Here is an 18601-nt window from a genome sequence, read left to right as displayed (position 1 = left end):
TGCCGCACTCAACAAAACGCCAGTTCAGACGCGCGGTGCATCTCCAGTAATCGGCACGAATGTCCACTCAATAATTCCGGATGTCCATTTATCGAAGCCGGGAAGAATGACGAATTCAAGAAAGCGTGCGCGGACTGCGATAAATGGACAGCCTTTCGCGGAAATCGGATATTTCGGCGAATGCGTCGCGCTTAGCGTATGCGATCACGCGAAGGAAATGGCGCTCTCATCTCGGTAATACTTGCCGAACCCTGACTGAGGATGAGTGTTTAGTGCCCGGCGCACCTCGAAGCCATCACCGTCTTGAACTTCGGTTGCTTCATCGCCGGCCCCTGCTTGGCGAGCTGTTGACACAGAACGGCGCCGACGTCGTGTGTGTGGGTCCACCCGGTTGACCTAGTCTTGCAGGTTTGCCAGATGCCTACCTGACGGCGACTCACGCTTGATGTGCGCAACTCGCGGGGGAGTTCATTGCGGTCACCCGCTGAGGGCGAAGGCAACCGCCTCATCGAATTGCATTGAATGGCCATCTCGCCGGGCGGCCTCGAATTCCTTGTGGCCCAGTGCCTCTCGGGCCTGTCGTTCACACTCATCGTGGAAGACCGCCAAATCGGGGAGTATGACGGGCGAAGCCCCTTGGGCGCCGCCCAGCGTGTCCGCTGCTGCCATCAACACAACGGCTCGCTTGGGCTCGTCTTTCGCGCGGGTGACCCAGGCCAGTGCCTCCAGGCACGCCGCGCCATGACGCGGGTCATCGACCAGGCGAGTCAACTGCAGGCTCTCTTTGAGTAGTTGCTCAGCGCGTTCAGGTTTGCCCTGCCGCCACCAACCAATCCCCACGGACCACAGCGCCCACGAGCTATACACCGACTCCCCGAGCGATTTGGTCAACGTAAGCGCCTTTTCCTGCCAAACGAGTGCTCGGCCGACATCTCCCTGAAATTCCAGGGCCCAACCCATCAACGTCATCGCCGCTGCGCGGGCCGTTGGATCGTCGGTGGCCGCGACGGCCTTCTCGAAGTGTGCACGGGCGCGCTGATACTCCCCGCTGAGCAATGCTGCGTAGCCGACGGCGACGGCGGTCAGACCCTGTGCTATTGGGTCAGACATGTGCTGGACGAGGCGCTCCGCATCGGCCGCCAGAGCTGCACCCGCCTGGATGTCACCGGGGAGACCGTGGAGGTTCGCTGCTAAGGCCGCGCCGTACAGCGCTTTTACTCGAACTGTCGTCGGCTCGGCCTTCGCCGCGGCCAGCGCGCGGTCCAACCATCTGCGTGTCTCGGTGAGAGCTCCGCGGGCGATCCCAAAGGGATAGAACGCGGCGGCGATTTCGAGCGCGATTTCGGGAGCATCGGTAAGGCTAAACTCCCACGCCTCCCGCAGATTGGCCCCTTCCCGCCGTAGCCGCCGGATCCAATCAACCTGGTGCACACTAAACCAATCAGTCGCGGCGTCGTTCACCAACCGCCGGTACCAGTCCAGGTGGCGCAGGCGGATTTCGGAGTACTCGCCAGTCTGCCGAAGCTTCTCCTGGGCGTAGTCGCGAAGCGTCTCGAGTAACCGGAATCGGACTTGGCCGTTGGATTCCGTCCGGATCAAAATCGACTTGTCCACCAGTGAGGCGAGCAGATCATCGACATCCACATCGGGCCCGTCGCCACCACAAATGTCTTCTGCCGCTTCTAGTTCGAAACTTCCCGCGAATACCGACAGCCGGGCCCACATCTCCTGTTCTGCCGGGGTGCACAGCTCGTAGCTCCAGTCGATGCTCCAACTGAGTGTTTGTTGCCGCGTCGGCGCGGTGCGGCTGCCGCGGGTCAGCAGCGTGTATCGGTCGGCCAACCTTTCCAGGATCTGTTCGGGTGACATCGTGCGCAGCCGTGCGGCCGCCAACTCGATGGCCAACGCCAGTCCGTCCAGCCGCGTGCAGATCCGGGCAATGGTGGTCTTGTTGTTCTCGGTGAGTTGAAAACCTGGCACCGCAGTAGCTGCTCGCTCGGTGAACAGCGCCACCGCGTCGTATTCGGCCAGTCCGCGCAGTGTGGGCTCGTCGTCGGTGTCAGGAACTGTGAGGGGGGTCAGCTGCAGCACCGATTCGCCATCGATGCCGAGCCGCTCTCGGCTGGTGGCCAGAATCCGCAATTCCGGACACTCCCGCAGCAGGCTCTCAGCCAGTTCCGCAGCTGCGTTCACCATCTGCTCGCAGTTATCGAGGACCAACAGACGCGGGCGCAAGCACAGGAAGTCCACCAGCACGTCGCGCAGCGACCTTGCGGACTCATCGCGCAGGCCCAAGTCGGCGGCGACGATCTCGACCAACATCGACGCGTCGCGCAGCTCACCCAACTCGACCAGCCGCGCGTCGGGGAAGTCGGCTGAGGCCTCGGCTGCGGCCCGCACTGCGAGGCGGGTCTTGCCGACCCCGCCAACCCCGGTCAATGTCACTAGGCGTGACGTTGACAGCAGCCTCTCCACCTCCAACAGCTCGGCACGCCGGCCGACGAAGCTCGTCAGGTTTGGCGGGAGACTCCCAGCGGGCCGCCGCGCCGGACCACGCGACCCCGGTTGATCGGAGTGCGGTGGCGCATGCAGCGCCATGTCGTCGACGGGTAGCTCGTGGCGGGCCTGCAACTGCCGGAGCTCTTCACCCAACATGTGCGCGGACGGCCGCTCCACAGGGTCGCGGGCCATCGCCTTCTCAACCAGAGTGGAGACGTCGTCGGAGATGCCGCTTTCCCGCAGATCCGGTACCGGCTCGCTAGCGATCCGCAGGAACTGCGCCACCACCTGCTCGCCGCTACGCCTTTCGTAAGCGGCGTGCCCGGTCAGGGCGGCAAACAGGGTTGCGGCAAGCCCGTACACGTCGGAGGCCGCGCTGGGCGGATCGCCGCTGAGGATTTCCGGGGCCGTGAATGCCGGCGAACCGGTGAAGGTACCGGTAGCGGTCCTGAAGCCGCCGGCGATATGGGCGATTCCGAAGTCGCTCAATGCCGGCTCGCCATAGTCGGTCAGCAGGATGTTCCCCGGTTTGACGTCGCGGTGCACGATCCCCAGCCGGTGAGCCGATTCCAGTGCGCCGGCCATCTTCACGCCCAGCCGCAGCACCTCGTCGAGCGGTAACACCCCCAGCCGCTTGATCCGCTCATGCAATGAACCCTTGCGGTGATAGGGCATTACCAGATACGGGTAGCCGCCCTCGGTTTCCCCGACCTGCATCACGCCCACGATGTTGGGGTGCCCCGTGAGCCGGCCCATTGCGCGTTGCTCACGTAAGAACCGCTCCCGGTTCTCGTCGAGTTCAGCGGTGAGCACCTTCACCGCAATCGTGCGGTCCAACGCGACCTGTGTGCAGCGGTAGACGATGCCGAAGCCGCCGCGGCCGATCTCCTCGGCGTCGTCGAACCCGACTACACGCAACTCCGTGACGACGGCGGGGCGCACGTCGCGCTGCGTCTCGAACGGATCGCTGTTCATCGCTGTCCGATGCTCTTCGCGCAAGCAGCTAATCGCCGACTTCCCGCGATGAAATCGAGCATAGACCGCGGGCAAACTACCTGGACGATTATGAAAACCCGCAGTACCTGTCCTGGATATCGCCCACCGCGATCTTGCCGTCGCGACGGTCAGCGGACCCGACGTCGCGCCGCGGAACGCACCCGTACGAATGCGCGTATCCAGCTCCACGCGCTGACCGAGGACGAACAGCGGGCCCTGAGTGCCGTGCTCAAGCGTGTGGTGGCATCCGTCGTAGTTGAGTCCGCCGTGTATGAGCGCGAGTGATGGCTTGGTTCACGGCGTAAGTTGGTCGCGGAATACCGCCATATCCGCCCGCGAGGGCGTCGGTAGGCGGATCCCGAAACACTTTGCGCCGTAACCTTGCCCAGAGTGGCTGCGCCGTTGTCGCCGCCACCAGCAGCAGACAAAAAGCGCTATGCTCCGAATGACGTTGATCCAACCTCGTTTCGTTCACCTTGCGGATGGCAAAATTATCGGCACACGAAATATACTGTGAACCATAATATTTCGCGGTAAACCGTCGACGGCACTCCGACGGCGACGCGCAATGGGATCGCCTGCTGTCAAACCGAACCAGTTCGCCTGCCAGACAATGTGTTCCGATGGCCTGGGCGCACGGGAAGATCCCGCGCCGAATTACGAAATATGCTCCGTCGCTGCCCGCGTAGCCCGGTAGAGTCGCACCTCGCTGCGAATGCCCTTGAGGTGGCGTTGATCATGGAAAGTCCACTCAAGCTCTGCATCATCAATCACGTTACGAGCGGATTCGTCTACTAGGACTGTGCCGGGCGGCGCTTCGTCGGTAACCCGGCTGGCGAGATTCACTGAGTTGCCGTACCAGTCGCCTGTGCGGCTTATCGCCGGCCCGAAGGCGACACCGACTCGGATACTTGGGAAGGCAGCGGCGTCCGCAGCCTCTACTAGATCGAGGACCGTCATCAACAACCGTTTCGGATCGGTACAGACCAACATCACCGCATCGCCGATGGTCTTGACGAACTGAACCGGGTGGGCCACGACCTCGCGTGTGAGGTCGCTTAATCGCCTCGCGAGCAGCCCGAGATCCTCTGGTGACAGGGCCTCGCCCAGCCGCGTGAAGCCGACCACGTCACCGAAGGCGACGGCCACCTGGCGTGCACCGGGCAGTACGCCCGCGGCGCGCTCGGCAGCATTGATCGCCTCCGTTTCGAGCGAATGTCGAAGCGCCAGGCGAAGCAGATCACCGATCATTGGGTCCAACATCGGGGTGCCTTCCTTTACCAGAGCCTCCATCGCCTGGGCGAGTTCTAACTCTGTGGCACCTGGGCGTAGCAGTGTCTTAAGTGCTGCGCGGCGCAGCATGACCGCCGTACGGCTGAAACCCTCCATCAGGAGCTGTGCGATCACGACGATATGGTCGGGATGAATACCGAGTTCAACGAGCCTCGCGGCGCTGAGGACGGATTCGGCATCTGCGCGAGGCTGCACTTGGGCATCGGGGTTCTCCACGCGCGGAAGCCCGACAGCACGTTGCCGTCGCTGCAGAAGGTCAAGATCGACGCCATTGGATTCCGCGACTTCGCGTGGCGATACCAGTGTTCCGTCCTCGCCGATTATCCGGTTGGCCGGCAGAAGCATTGGACTAAAGGCGCTGCGAATCTGGCCGATATCAAAGCCGCGTTCGAGCAGCCACTCGATTAGCTCGCGACGTTCCTGGCGTGCCGGGCCAATGAAGTCATCGAGCAACCCCGAATCATCGACATCGACAGGTCCCTCCACGGCGCAAAGATACAGCGTGAGGACAATTCAAGTCATGACGTCCGGTGACATCACCCGGTGTAGCGAACGCCGGACTTACCCTCCGATGGCGCTCATCGGATGCTGTGGTTGATGGAAGTCCGCAATCACCGCAGAACGGTCTGGTTACCGATGCAATAACGCCCACCTTCGTGGGGCGCCGTTGACATGCCACAACTCTGCGGCCGCGGCACCACGCCGAGAGTGGTCGGCGCGGTACGCAGGCTGGCCAGGATGGCATCGGCATCCACCAGACGGTGGCGGTCCCACTCGTGCTGCGCGTCTAGCGGCATCTGCTCAATAAACCGCAGCCAAAAACGGGAACAAGAGGCGCTGGAAGACATGATGGGCCAAATGCCTTGCCACCTAGTGCGACTGACGATCGCCTCGACATCCAATTGGTCGCATGCCGCCGACGGGATCAACGAACGCTCACTCAGTGGACGCGAACAGCCATGACCTCTCACCGCGTGAAAGCCTCCGGCGACATTGTTGCAGCATCAGCCCATCTAGGTGCACTGTGAGCGTGAACCACCTGGCGGACGCCGTCCGAGGTGATTAGGACCGAGACGACATCCAGCTGTTGGAGGCATCAAATGACGACGTCGGTGATTGTTGCTGGAGCACGTACTCCTGTAGGCAAGCTTATGGGTTCGCTGAAAGACTTCTCCGGCAGCGATTTGGGTGCCATCGCCATTGCTGGTGCGCTGGAGAAGGCAAAGGTTCGGGCGTCCCTCGTTGAGTACGTGATCATGGGTCAGGTGCTGACCGCGGGCGCGGGTCAGATGCCTGCCCGGCAGGCCGCTGTCGGCGCGGGGATCGGCTGGGATGTGCCGGCGCTGACGATCAACAAGATGTGCTTGTCGGGTATCGACGCGATCGCGCTGGCCGATCAGCTCATTCGCGCCGGCGAATTCGACGTCGTGGTGGCCGGCGGCCAGGAGTCGATGACCAAGGCGCCGCATCTGTTGATGGACAGCCGCGCGGGTTACAAGTACGGCGACGTGACCGTGCTCGACCACATGGCCTACGACGGGCTGCACGACGTGTTCACCGACCAGCCGATGGGCGCGCTGACCGAGCAGCGCAACGACGTCGACCAGTTCACCCGCGCCCAGCAGGACGAGGTCGCCGCGGCCTCGCACCAAAAGGCCGCTGCCGCATGGAAAGACGGCGTCTTCGCCGACGAAGTGGTGCCGGTGAAGATCCCGCAGCGCAAGGGCGATCCCATCGAGTTCACCGAGGACGAGGGCATCCGGGCCAACACCACCGCCGAATCGCTGGCCGGGCTGCGGCCGGCGTTCCGCAAGGACGGCACCATCACCGCAGGGTCGGCGTCGCAGATCTCCGACGGCGCCGCTGCCGTCGTCGTGATGAACAAATCCAAGGCCCAGGAGCTGGGCCTGACCTGGCTGTGCGAGATCGGCGCCCACGGCGTCGTCGCAGGCCCCGACTCCACCCTGCAGTCGCAGCCGGTCAACGCCATCAAGAAAGCCGTTGCCCGCGAGGGCATCTCGGTCGATCAGCTCGATGTCATCGAGATCAACGAGGCGTTCGCGGCGGTGGCGCTGGCGTCGACGAAGGAGCTCGGCGTCGACCCGCAGAAGGTGAACGTCAATGGGGGTGCGATCGCGATCGGCCACCCGATCGGCATGTCCGGGGCGCGCATCACCCTGCACGCCGCCCTTGAGCTGGCACGACGCGGCTCGGGCTACGCCGTGGCGGCACTCTGTGGTGCGGGAGGCCAGGGCGACGCGCTCATCCTGCGGCGTCCCTGACGGCGGCGAAGGCTAGTTGAAGGTGAGGTATCCCTGCAGGCTGGTCGCAGGCCGGCCGATGAGCTTGTCGGTATCTCCCAGCGGGGCCTGCATGAGCCCCGTGCGGACGCTGATGCCGAAGCCGGTGAGGAGATTTGCCTCGGCAGCAGGTATCCCGGCTGCGAGCGACTCGTTGTAATAGTCGTCGTCGCTTGCGTGAAACACGGCGACTGGTCGACGATATTGCGCGGCCAAAGCCGCCGCGACCGCCTCGTTGTCGAGTAACTCCGGGCCGGTGATGTCGTACACGCCGCCATCGTGGCCCTGGCCCACCAGAACGGCGGCTGCTGCAGCGGCACAATCATCACGTGAGACGGCTGCGTGACAGCCGGAGCCGTAGTTGGTGACCAGCTGTCCGGTGGCGGCAGTGTCAGAGAACAACCGTGCGAACGCTTCGAAATAGAAAGCGTTGCGCAACAACGTCCATGACGGTCCGGCCCCGCGCAGCGCCTCCTCGGTCGCGGAGTGATCATCGGTGAGCGGTTGCAGCTGTGTTGGGAAATCGTGATCGGCGTTGGTCGTTGATGTGTAGACGATGCGGGCAACTCGTGCGGCGGCGGCCGCGGTGATCGCCCCCTGATGTTGCGCGCTGCGCTGCCCTATGGCGTCTGTCGAGATCAACAGGAGCACGTCGATCCCACGGAATGCATCGACGAGTCGTTCAGGTTCGTCAAAGTCGGCGTGCCGCACGGTTACTCCCCGCGGCGTGGAGAGCGCGACCGATGCTGGTGTGCGGCTCAGTAGCACCACGTTGTTAGTCGGATAGCTCTGCAGAACGTATTGTGCGGTGAGGCGGCCGAGCGCGCCCGAGGCGCCGCTAATCCCGACGACGGTCACGGATGTTCTTTCAGGTCAATGGAGCGGTCACTCAGTGATACCGGCGTGATCATGCAGCCACAGGCCTCGACTCAAACACTCACCCAATGGGCGATGACATGACTGTGTCCTGGCTTCGTTGCGTCAACGCGTCGCTGAGTGTCAGCGGTGCACCCGTAGCGGACAGGACGTGATCGATCGTGACACCTGGTGCCGTCTCGACGAGGGTCAGCGACCCGTCTCCGTCGACGTCGATGACGGCCAAGTCAGTCACGATGCGGTGCACGACGCGTTCGCCGGTCAGCGGAAGCGTGCATTGGTCGACGATCTTGGGTTGACCGTTCTTGTCGACGTGTTCCATCAGGACGATGACGCGGGTGGCGCCGTGTACCAAGTCCATGGCGCCGCCCATGCCCTTGACCATCTTGCCGGGCACCATCCAGTTGGCGAGATCGCCGTGGCGTGATACTTGCATACCGCCAAGCACAGCGACGTCGACGTGTCCGCCGCGAATCATCCCGAACGACAGGGCGGAGTCGAAGAAACTAGCCCCGTTGAGCACGGTCACGGTTTCCTTGCCCGCATTGATGAGGTTGGCGTCCACCTCGTCTTCGGTCGGATAGGGGCCAGTCCCCAGAATCCCGTTCTCCGAGTGCAGCGTGATGCGCAGCGCGGGATCCAGGTAAGCGGGAATCAGCGTCGGTAACCCGATCCCGAGGTTCACGTACTGGCCATCCTGCATTTCGAGGGCGACGCGGCGCGCCATCTCGGCTCGACTCCAACCCACGGCTGTCGAATCGTCGGTCATGAGTGGGCTACCACCTTGTCTCGCACGGTGCGTTTCTCGATGCGGGTTCGCTGCGGCCCGGTTTCGACGATGCGCTGCACGAAGATACCGGGAAGGTGAATCGCTTCGGGGTCGAGTTCTCCTGGCGCAAAAAGTGTTTCGACCTGTGCGATGGTGATCTGGCCCGCCATCGCCGCCAGGGGGTTGAAGTTCATCGCGGTCTTGTCGAACACAAGGTTTCCGTCCGCGTCCCCCAGTTTCGCGTGTACGAGGGCGAAGTCGGTGCGGATGCCTGTCTCGAGCACGAATCGCTGGCCATCGAATTCGCGTGTTTCCTTGGCGGGCGACGCGACGGCGACGGTTCCGTCGGTGGCGTAGAGCCATGGCAGGCCTCCGTCGGCCACAGGTGTTCCGATCCCAGCGGGTGTGTAGAAGGCTGGGATTCCGGCCCCGCCCGCACGCAGCCGTTCTGCCAGTGTGCCCTGGGGGGTCAGTGCGACCTCGAGCTCGCCGGCGAGGTACTGCCGAGCGAACTCTTTGTTCTCCCCGACGTAGGACGCGGTGACTCGACGGATTCGGCCGAGGTCAAGCAGGACGCCCAGCCCTTCGCCGTCAACTCCGCAGTTGTTCGAGAAGACTTCGAGATCGCCGGAGCCCAATTCGGCCAGGGCGGCGATCAGCGCGTCGGGGATCCCGCACAGGCCGAAGCCGCCAACGGCCAGCGACGAACCATCTCGGATATCGGCGACGGCCTCATGGACGTCTTTGACTTGCTTACCGCTCATGACAATCGGTGACTCCCTACTCGGCGCGTTCGTTCATCGAGAACGCGTCTCACCCCCACAGGAGAGCACTTCGCGCTGGTTGGATGCAATATCTGGCTCAGGTTGAGCCGAAAGTGTTCATCGATGTGGACGGCCAGTTGAGGGTACGTCCACTGAGCGGACGTAAGATCGCGGCGTGGGCGTCGAGCGCGTTTCGGGTACGCCGGTCATCACGCGGGCCGCAGCGATCCTGCGCGCACTTGGCCGCGACCCGTCGGCGGGTGCCTCGACCACCGAACTTGCGCAGCGCACCGACATCCCCCGCGCGACCGCTCACCGCATGCTCATGGCACTGAGTCGCGAGGGTCTTGTCGATCGAGCCCGCGACAGCGGTCTGTGGTTTTTAGGTCCGGAGATCTACCTGCTCGGCTCCGTGGCCGCCACCCGCTATGACGCGGCACCATTGGCGGCAGACATCTTGCGCACTCTCGCCCGCGACACAGGGGAGAGTGCCTTTCTCTCGGTGCGCCGCGGAGACGAATCGGTCTGCGTGTCAGAAGAAGAAGGCAGCTTCCCGCTGCGCTCCCACGTGCTGTATCCGGGCAAGCGGTTCCCGCTCGGCGTCGCCTCCGCCGGGCTGGTGATGCTCGCCCACCTCTCAGACCGTGAGATCGACGACTACCTTGGTCGCGCCGACCTTCGACGGGAGTTCGGAAAAGTGCACTCGCGTAGGGCAATTGGGGAGCGCATTGCCGAGACGCGCAAGAACGGATATTCGCTCAACCCCGGTCTGGTTGTCGAAGGCAGTTGGGGCATCGCAGCAGTCGTGTTCAACGAGGTAAACCAGCCGACGTGGGCCCTGAGCCTGACCGGCGTGGAATTCCGTTTCGCGGGAGACCGACACCGACAGTTAGGGGAGACGCTGATGCGCGCAGCCCACGCCCTCACCCGCCGCATTGGTCGCAAACACTGAACTACTCGCCACGTGCGCCAACACCCGAGCCGAGATCGCAGAAGCCACGGCGCATTCCGACATAGAGTGTCCCGCATCGTCGACGCTCCGAACACGTACCCACAGCCTGCTGGCCACCAAAAAAGTGTTCCTGCAACGGTGTTACCGGCGGACATACTTGGGCATTATCGGCGCCGGATTTTTCATGGATAATAGAGATTATCCATGAAACGTCATGAAACATGCTGGGGCGCAATAGTATTCTCAGCGCGAAGCGCCACAGTGACGTATTGACCGTGTGCCAGAGGGCAAAGGCAACACGCGTCGAACCGCATTGTGAATGGCTATTCGGCCACCCCCGCGCACCGAAGGATCAAAATCCAGCGCAATGAGATGGTCCCTCTCATACCATGATTCGAATGTCACGTGACGTTTCGTGCGAGCGAACCACCAGAAACCGCAATAATTCCGCTGACCCCGAAAGGGCCGAATGCCTCGGTGCGCCGCCGCGGTGCAGTCGAAAGCGACCGCACCCGCTGCGGTCGCGCTAACGCACGTCTCACCCGAGCTGTACGGGAGTCGATAGAACAATGTGTCCGACTCGGCCGCAGTGCGTGCCCAGTGATTAGCAGCTGCCGCAGCAGTCACAAAATCAACTTAAGCACCACTTCGGCTAGAAGGGCGACACCTTCATTGAGCGTGTCGGAACAAATGCGACATTTAAAGTGAGCAAATCACCGATTCACTGAGCTGGGACAACAACACAGTAGCATTATCAATTAATCAAATGCCTTATACACCAAGGGATTATACGCCTAGTTGACATAAGATAAACTATCGGCAGGTGGAATCCCTTGGCCAACAGCGCAATTCCAGTCCCTAACATTACGTCACTGTGACGTAAGGGTGGGATGTTAGGACGCGATTCTTAGCCAGCACCGAAATACGCTCCCATTCAGCGTATCCCGTTTTCACATGCGGATGACAGCAATGCGAGCGACTCCCTCGAGGACGTCGAAGTCGTGATGCTGTGTCACTATCGGCAGATGCTTGGAGGCGGCGATCGCAGCGATCCAACTATCGGCAGATGGAATCCCTTGGCCAACAGCACAATTCCAATCCCCAACATTACGTCACTGTGACGTAAGAGTGAGATGTTAGGGACGCGATCCTTAGCCAGCACCGAAATACGCTCCCACTCAGCGTATCCCGCTTTCACATGCGGATGACAGCAATGCGAGCGACTCCCTCGAGGACGTCGAAGTCGTGATGCTGTGTCACTATCGGCAGATGCTTGGAGGCGGCGATCGCAGCGATCCATAGGTCTTTGATGCCGACCCTGTGGCCGGTCTCAGCGAGGTGGACGCGTAACAGCGCCCAGAGCTGGGCCGCGTCCTCGTCGACTGGTAACGCGGTCATGTCGGCGACTGAGTCCAACGCACCGTGTTACCGCCGAGAACCGGAGCTGCGGGGGTGGGGTCGATTCGACCAGGGCGACGAACGGACGATGGAGGCAAACGGCTGGACAAGAAGACGACGCGCACACCCGGCGGGACCCGACGACTCATACCCGAGCGGTAAGATCGTCCTAAGTACTTTGACGTACAATGTATTTCGCCACTAACTGTGATTTCGTCAAACCTGGCTTCGCCAGTACGCCAAGGACCACCCTCGGCTTGAGTTCCGACCTGCGTATCACGACGCCCGCGCTGAAGGCCGGGCAGTCAATCACCAGAAGCTGCAACGCCTTTGGCGCGAAGAAGGGCTTCGAGTACCGCAGCGCCGCCGCCGCAGACGCCACGGCGGCTCCACCGCACCAGCGATTGAAATCGCCGATGCGCCCAACCGGTCGTGACCGTGCGCCCAGCGCGCGGTGTGGATTAGTACGGGACAAGGAAGTGGCGGCGATCGGCCCCGACGTCCCATTTGCTGTTCAGAAAGTGGTGCGGCACCGCATCCCCACTCGGTGACGGTGATACCGCCGCTGACCGGTACCGCCGCCGCGACCGTGTTGCCGCGTTCAGTCAGCCGATTGTGTTGTGTGACGGGAGACGGATTCCTGTCGACGGTGACGGCGCTGGTGGCAAATGAGAGCGAAAACGCCTGCCGCGGTGGCGATCACCGCCAATGCGGTGCCCGTCCAGCGCAGTCGGGCATCGCGGGCGATATCGCCTCTCTTACCGAACAGGCTGTCGGCCTCGTCGAACAACAGCACGCTGCCTGCGTTCTCCGCGGCGTCGAATGCGTGCTCGAGCGCGCGTTCGGTCTCTCCGACATACTGGCTCACCACTGCGGCGAGATCAGAGGCTAAGGGGGTCACCAGGCTTCCTCGGTCATCACGCGGTTCTCAGCCCCGCTCTGACGCTGTCGCATTCACAGCCGCCGCATCCTGTTCATCGGCGGCGCGGCCGGTGGAGAAGAGCTTGCCGTAGCCGGTCGCGCCAAGCTGCCGAAGTGAGGCCCGCGATTCGCGGAACATCAGGATCGCGACCGCGAGCAGAACGAAGTTCTGCAATACGAGGAAGGAATCCGCGATCGGAGGTACCTCTGAATGGCGCCTGGCCATGTACGACAGCACGGTCATCACGAGTCCGCAACCGCCCCACGCGGCCAGGATCACGGCCCACGCCAGCCGCTCACCGCGCAACACCAACCACCCGAACGTAATCGCGACCATTGACGCCAACGCGAGCAGAGCGGGATATGCGTAGACGGTGGCAAGCTGGTACACCTGGTCATGGGAGAGCCGGCGCGCGGCCGCCACCACGTGATCAATCGTCTGAAGGATCGCGATCGGCAACATCAAGTAGCCGATCGTCATGAGCAACTTCGACGAGAAACACTCGGCCTTCAGAGCAAGCAGACAGAATGTGACACCGACCAGAATCCTCGAAATATCTTGGAAGTACCACACCCCCGGCGGGTAGGCATAGTTCGTGCTCAGCGTCGTGAGCGGCGGGATCGCCCCCGTGATGGCCGCGACGGCGGTCACGATCGCCGGGACCGCGAGATTGGACTGCCGGAAGCACTGAACCTCCCTGTCGGAGGCTTCTTTTCGCTGATCGTCTGAATCGGCCGGCGGAGCGCTGTCGGGAGTGTCCTTCAGCAGGCCCTTGTGTGCCGATTGGCCCAGCGCCGGCTCCGCACTGAGCCGCTTGAGTTCCTGGATCCGGCGATCGACGTCGGCGAACAAGTCACCGCGGATCGCGAACCGCTCGAGGATCCGGCGTCCTCCGCGCCGCTCGTCGGGATCGACCGACCGAAGCGCCGGTTCGAGACTGTCGACGACTTCTCGCTGCTTTTTTTGGCTGAGGGGGTTCGGCGAGGAGACGCGCTCGTCGAGGTCGGTCAGATACGACAGCGGCGCTGCGGGCGGTGTGGGCAGCGGGTCAGCCAGCGGCTGCGGGGCCGGCAGTGTGAGCAGGGCGGCAGCCAGCTTGCGCGCAGCCTTGTCACGGTCGGCGGGAACGGAATAGTCGACGATGTGCTTGCTGATAAGGCGCCGGTTGAGCCCCGCCGGAACCGGTTCGGTGGCCACAGGCAGGACTGGCTTGCCCAGCGTTTCGGCCCATTCGAACTCGCGGGCGCACGCGACGGAATTCAGCCCAGCTTCGGAGACGATGGAGATGAAGACGTCACAGTTGCGGATCTGCAGCAGGATCTCCTGCCACCAGTCTTGTCCTCCGTGCAGCGAGGCGTCGAACCATGGCCGGCAACCCATCTCTTCGAGGTGGTCGACCAGTTGCTGCAGGTCTGCCCTGTTAGCCCGCGGATATGAGATGAAGATGGTTTTCTCCACGCAGCCCCCCGGCGTCGTCTCTGGTGGTCAGTATGCGCCGATCCAAGCGGTGTTGGTCCTGATACGGGCCGCTTCGTTTGTCACCGGCGTCAGCGGTGCGAAGTTTCGACCAGTCGACGAGCCCCTTTAGTCTGCGCGTCTCGTCGACTGGCGCCTAGGTGCTCAGGGGCGCTCGGATCAGCTCCGCGGCTTGGCGTTGGCCACACCCGAGCAACCTCAAGCACCTGGCGGGCGACAGTCCAAGGTATCGGGCTCCCCCACGATGTTTCAGCCGGAGTGAGCGGCTACTTCATTCCCGGGTAAGGCGAGGGCGCCGCTGACGGTAGCGGGTCAGCTCCCGGGGTCGGGCAGATTCGGGCACAGTTTGACGGGGTCGCTATCCGGCGTGACCCAACTGTGCCACTGGTCGCGGCTCATGTTGGTTGTGAGCTTGTCGCACAAGGTTTCCGGCGTCACGTCGGCGGGCCAGAACCGTACTGTCCTGTCGAGGCTGGTCGTGGCGAGCCGCCGCCCGTCCGGGCTGAACGCGACACTGCCCACGGTGTCGGTATGGCCAGTGATCGGGGCGCCCGCCGGTTGGCCGGTGTCGGCGTCCCACAGCCGTACCGTCTTGTCCCACGCGGCGCTAGCCAGGCGGTGCCCATCGGGGCTGAACGCCACGGCCTGAATCGAGCCGGTATGTCCGGTCAGCGGCGCGCCGATGGGCTGGCCGGTGTCGGCGTCCCACAGCCGTACGGTTCTGTCGTCACCCGCGCTGGCGAGGCGGTGCCCATCGGGGCTGAACGCCACGGTCTGGATCGTGTCGGCGTGACCGGTGAGAGGGGGTCCTATTGGCTCGCCGGTTTCGGCGTCCCACAACCGGATCGTCTTGTCGCCGCTGGCGCTGGCTAGGCGACGCCCATCGGGACTGAACGCCACACTCATCACTTGGGCGCTGTGGCCGCTCAGCGGCTGGCCAATCGGTTGGCCGGTGTCGGCGTCCCAGAGCCGTACGGTCTTGTCGTAGCTGGCGCTTGCCACTCGGTGCCCGTCGGGACTGAACGCCACACCGCTCACGTTGTCGGTATGGCCGATGAGCGGCACGCCGAAGGGTTGGCCGGTGTCGGCGTTCCACAACCGCACCGTTTTGTCGGCGCTGGCGCTGGCCAGCCGACGCCCATCGGGGCTGAAGGCCACACTGGTGACGCTGCCGGTATGGCCGGTCAGCGGGAGGCCAAGGGGTTCTCCGGTAGCGGCGTCCCACAGCTGCACCGTCTTGTCGAACCCGGCGGTGGCCAAGCGGTGCCCGTCGGGGCTGAATGCCGAGTCCAGTGCTATTTCTGCAAGGCCTGTAAGTCGTTGCGCCGCATCGGTTCTCCAGAGCCTGAGCTCTCCGTCGCTATCGCCGGAAGCCAGACGGTGCCCGTCGGGGCTGAACGCCACACTGAACACTTCGTTGGTGTGCCCTGTCATCGGAGGGCCGACAGGTTGTCCCGTTTCGGCGCTCCACATCCGCACGGTCTTGTCGTAACTGCCGCTGGCCAGGCGGCGCCCGTCGGGGCTGAAGGCCACACTGGTCACCTGCTCGGTGTGGCCGGTCAGCGGTGCTCCGATCGGCTGGCCGGTGTCGGCGTTCCACAGCCGCACCGTCTTGTCACTGCCGCCGGTGGCCAGACGGCGCCCGTCGGGGCTGAAGGCCACCGCATTCACGTAACCGGTGTGGCCCGTCAGCGGTGCGCCGATCGCCTGGCCGGTGTCGGCGCTCCACATACGGACCGTCTTGTCATTGGCGGCGGTGGCCATCCGGTGGCCGTCTGGGCTGAATGCGATGCCCTCGATGCCCTCGGTGTGGCCGGTGAGTGAAGTGCCCATCGGTTTGCCGGTGTCGGCATCCCAGAAACGTACGGTGTTGTCGAGGCTCGCGGTGGCCAGGCGGCGCCCGTCGGGGCTGAACGCCACAGCCGATACCCCGTCCGTGTGGCCGGTGAGTAGGCCGCCGACGGGCTTGCCGCTCGCGGTGTCCCACATCAGCGCGGTGTGGTCGGCGCTGCCGCCAGCAAGGCGCTTCCCGTCAGGGCTGAACGCCAGGCCACGGACTCCACTGCTGTGCCCGGATAGCGGCGCGCCGACGGGTTGACCGGTGGCGGCATCCCAGATCCGGACCATACCGTCGTCGCCGCCGGTTGCGATGCGCTTTCCGTCTGGGCTGAACGCCACGCTGTCGATTCCTGACTGGGCGTTGACAATTTTGTCGGTGGCCATTTCTCGTTCGATTACGTCACGCATCGGACCGTCATCTGCATCGTGGGCCAGAACGTGCGCGTCAAGGTCTAGCGCGTGCGCGGCGAGTATCTTGTATATCGCTTGGAAGTCGGCGCCGGGTTTGGTCTCGGACAGAATGTCAGCAGCCTCGTTTTGTAACCGCGACGCCATGGCCTTCTTCGCGCTCGCCTGGGCGTTGTCTCGTTCGGTGTTGGCGCGAAAGTACAACGCCACCGAGGTCGCCGTCGCGATGGCGAGGATGGCGATGACTGCGACTACCTGCGTGGTGAGGCGGCGACGGCGAGACTGGTCGGCGCGGATGCTGGCTTCCAGGAATGCGCGGCCGTCGCGATTGAGGTCGACGCGGGTGACGAGCTGACGGCGGCCGGGCCACCATTTCGGCGCCCTCGTTCGCTGCTTCCGTCCGGCAGGTGGTGCCTTGATTTCGGTAGTGTGTTTCATTTCTGCACCGGTGTCGACCTTCGCCTTGGCGAGCTGGCCGCCGGCCAGCAGGGCCCTTTGGTCGCGACCGCTGGCCACCCAGTCGCTGGCAGCGTTTTCCACTACCCGACGCGTACGCAACGCGGTTGCCTGCGTTTCGATTTCGGACTTCAGCGGTGACCAGTTGACCAGAAAAGCATCGTGGGCCACGCCGATGACGTTCTGCTCGGCTTCGGCTTGCGTGGCCAGCAGCCGGCGCTCGACGAATGGCTGCAGCCCGGCGGACACCTCCGGCGACATCTGATCGAGGGCTACCCGCCGCTTGGCGGGTCGACCGTTTTCATCCATTGACACCAGGCCCAAGAGCGTCGAGAGCACCTGTTGGCGGGTCAACCCGGTGTTATCGCACGCGTCGGCCAATGCTGCGTCGGCCTGGCGCTGCAGCGCCCCGCGCACCCCGCCCAGATCGGTGTAGCGCTGTTCGGTGATGGTGTCACCCCGCGTGAGGCCGGCGGCGAGTTGTTCGAGCGTAAAGGCCAGCAGCGGCAGCGCATCACCGGTACCGGTGTCGGTCACCAGACGAGTGGCCAGACCCTGCTCAAAGCTCAGGCCGGCAACCTTGGCGGGATGTTCGATCACCTCGTGCAGCGCATCGGCATCCAATGGGCGAATCTCGTTGTAGCGCAACGCGATCGACGACAAGTCGGCGTCACTTGCGAAGGCATCGAGGAATTCGGGGCGCAACGTGGCCAGCACCTGAACCGGACCACCCAGCGCGGGGGCCAGCGCGGCGGTGAATGCGGCGCGTTCGGCGGGCTCGGCGTGGGTGAGAAGCTCCTCGAGCTGATCGATGACGATCAGCAGCTTGCATTGATCATCGGCACCTGCGGCCAGCAGCAGATCCGTCGAAACAGCCTTGAGCCCATGGTGATCGAGCTCTTTGCGCAGCGACGCGACGTCGAAACCGATCCGGTGTTCGCGGATCGTCGCGGCCATCGCGCGCACAAGGTTACCCAGCGGATCGGTGCCCGGCAGCATCGGCGGCAAAGCCAGCCAATAGCTTTCACCCGCGATCCGCGGCAACACCCCGGCACGCACCAGCGACGACTTGCCGCAACCGGACGCCCCGACCACCGCGAGTATTGCGGCGGCCGCCCGCTCGGGGGAGCGCAGCCGCTCGGCGACCTGGGTGGTCTCGCGGGATCGGCCGAAGAACACGCGGTGTTCACCCAGTTCGAACGGGCGCAATCCTGGGTACGGGGATTTGCCGTCCGGCCAGCCCCAGCCGCCGGCCCCGTCGATTGCCGACAGCCGCAACCTCAGACGGCTGCGCGCCTCAGCGGGATCTGCCGCGGCATCGACGTACTGCTGCAGCCGCAGCAGCTTCTCATCGAGAGGCTCGGCGTTGACCTGAACCGGCAACAGTTCAGTGCCCAACGCGCGTGCCGCACCAATTTCCGCGGCACACCACACCGACTCCAGGTACGCCGGGGACAGGATGCACACCATCGCGTCGGCCTCGTGGAGCCGCTCAAACAGCAGGCGTTCCCAGTCGACTCCGACCGGCACACCGTCGTGCTGGTCCACATCGAGAAAGACATCGTGCCGGTCTTCGGACAGCCATTTGTGGATCTGCCGGGCCCAAACGATGTCGGCGCCAGTGTGACTGATGAAGACGTTCGCCACAGGTCC

The 18601-nt window shown here is 63.8% G+C and carries 10 protein-coding genes and 3 pseudogenes; 3 read left to right on the top strand and 10 right to left on the bottom strand.

The genetic code is table 11. The features are described 5' to 3' along the window. Positions 1–477: 477 nt before the first annotated feature. The 3 genes and pseudogenes from MYCSM_RS31850 to MYCSM_RS31840 all read right to left on the bottom strand — a co-directional run. Entirely contained in the window at positions 478–3474 is a 2997-nt protein-coding gene (locus MYCSM_RS31850; RefSeq protein ID WP_015297632.1) for a protein kinase domain-containing protein, read from the bottom strand. A gap of 678 nt (positions 3475–4152) precedes the next feature. After that, positions 4153–5274 carry an adenylate/guanylate cyclase domain-containing protein gene (locus MYCSM_RS31845; protein ID WP_015297631.1) on the bottom strand — a complete coding sequence of 374 codons (1122 nt, stop codon included), beginning with the start codon at positions 5272–5274 and terminating at the stop codon, positions 4153–4155. A gap of 121 nt (positions 5275–5395) precedes the next feature. Next, positions 5396–5606: pseudogene (locus MYCSM_RS31840) on the bottom strand (GTP 3',8-cyclase MoaA); the annotation flags it as partial. 282 nt (positions 5607–5888) lie between these two features. Between MYCSM_RS31840 and MYCSM_RS31835 the strand changes: the two are divergent. Next, positions 5889–7070 carry an acetyl-CoA C-acetyltransferase gene (locus MYCSM_RS31835; protein WP_015297629.1) on the top strand — a complete coding sequence of 394 codons (1182 nt, stop codon included), beginning with the start codon at positions 5889–5891 and terminating at the stop codon, positions 7068–7070. A gap of 12 nt (positions 7071–7082) precedes the next feature. On the opposite strand, the gene MYCSM_RS31830 is transcribed toward MYCSM_RS31835, so the two are convergent. The 3 genes from MYCSM_RS31830 to MYCSM_RS31820 form a co-directional block, all read right to left on the bottom strand. Further along, complete coding sequence (locus tag MYCSM_RS31830; RefSeq protein WP_015297628.1) at positions 7083–7946, bottom strand: NAD(P)H-binding protein; 864 nt, start codon at positions 7944–7946, stop codon at positions 7083–7085. Positions 7947–8025: 79 nt separating this feature from the next. Next, positions 8026–8733 carry a CoA transferase subunit B gene (locus MYCSM_RS31825; RefSeq protein ID WP_015297627.1) on the bottom strand — a complete coding sequence of 236 codons (708 nt, stop codon included), beginning with the start codon at positions 8731–8733 and terminating at the stop codon, positions 8026–8028. After that, positions 8730–9497, bottom strand: coding sequence for a CoA transferase subunit A (locus tag MYCSM_RS31820; protein WP_015297626.1), 768 nt, complete (start codon positions 9495–9497; stop codon positions 8730–8732). Before MYCSM_RS31820 ends, MYCSM_RS31825 begins: the two co-directional genes overlap by 4 nt. Positions 9498–9672: 175 nt before the next feature. Between MYCSM_RS31820 and MYCSM_RS31815 the strand changes: the two genes are divergently transcribed. Then, complete coding sequence (locus MYCSM_RS31815) at positions 9673–10449, top strand: IclR family transcriptional regulator (protein ID WP_015297625.1); 777 nt, start codon at positions 9673–9675, stop codon at positions 10447–10449. A gap of 1194 nt (positions 10450–11643) precedes the next feature. Here MYCSM_RS31815 and MYCSM_RS31810 read toward each other — a convergent pair. Continuing rightward, positions 11644–11865: pseudogene (locus tag MYCSM_RS31810) on the bottom strand (VapC toxin family PIN domain ribonuclease); the annotation flags it as partial. A gap of 205 nt (positions 11866–12070) precedes the next feature. On the opposite strand from MYCSM_RS31810, the pseudogene MYCSM_RS36390 reads away from it, so the two are divergent. Continuing rightward, a pseudogene (locus MYCSM_RS36390) lies at positions 12071–12274 on the top strand (IS3 family transposase); the annotation flags it as partial. A gap of 174 nt (positions 12275–12448) precedes the next feature. On the opposite strand, the gene MYCSM_RS38950 reads toward MYCSM_RS36390, so the two are convergent. The 3 genes from MYCSM_RS38950 to MYCSM_RS31790 all read right to left on the bottom strand — a co-directional run bounded on the left by MYCSM_RS38950 (position 12449) and on the right by MYCSM_RS31790 (position 18595). Beyond that, positions 12449–12748 (bottom strand): AAA family ATPase, encoded by a 300-nt coding sequence (locus MYCSM_RS38950; protein ID WP_335337523.1) that lies wholly within the window; start codon positions 12746–12748, stop codon positions 12449–12451. A gap of 27 nt (positions 12749–12775) precedes the next feature. Next, the gene (locus tag MYCSM_RS31795) at positions 12776–14227 is read right to left on the bottom strand and encodes a toll/interleukin-1 receptor domain-containing protein (RefSeq protein WP_015297624.1); all 1452 of its coding nucleotides are present in this window, start codon (positions 14225–14227) and stop codon (positions 12776–12778) included. 330 nt (positions 14228–14557) lie between these two features. Continuing rightward, the gene (locus tag MYCSM_RS31790; RefSeq protein ID WP_015297623.1) at positions 14558–18595 is read right to left on the bottom strand and encodes an nSTAND1 domain-containing NTPase; all 4038 of its coding nucleotides are present in this window, start codon (positions 18593–18595) and stop codon (positions 14558–14560) included. Positions 18596–18601: the final 6 nt, after the last annotated feature.

This window comes from Mycobacterium sp. JS623, assembly GCF_000328565.1.
GTDB lineage: Bacteria > Actinomycetota > Actinomycetes > Mycobacteriales > Mycobacteriaceae > Mycobacterium.
Note: the sequence above shows the minus strand (reverse complement) of the source record. Positions and strands in the feature narration are given on the sequence as shown.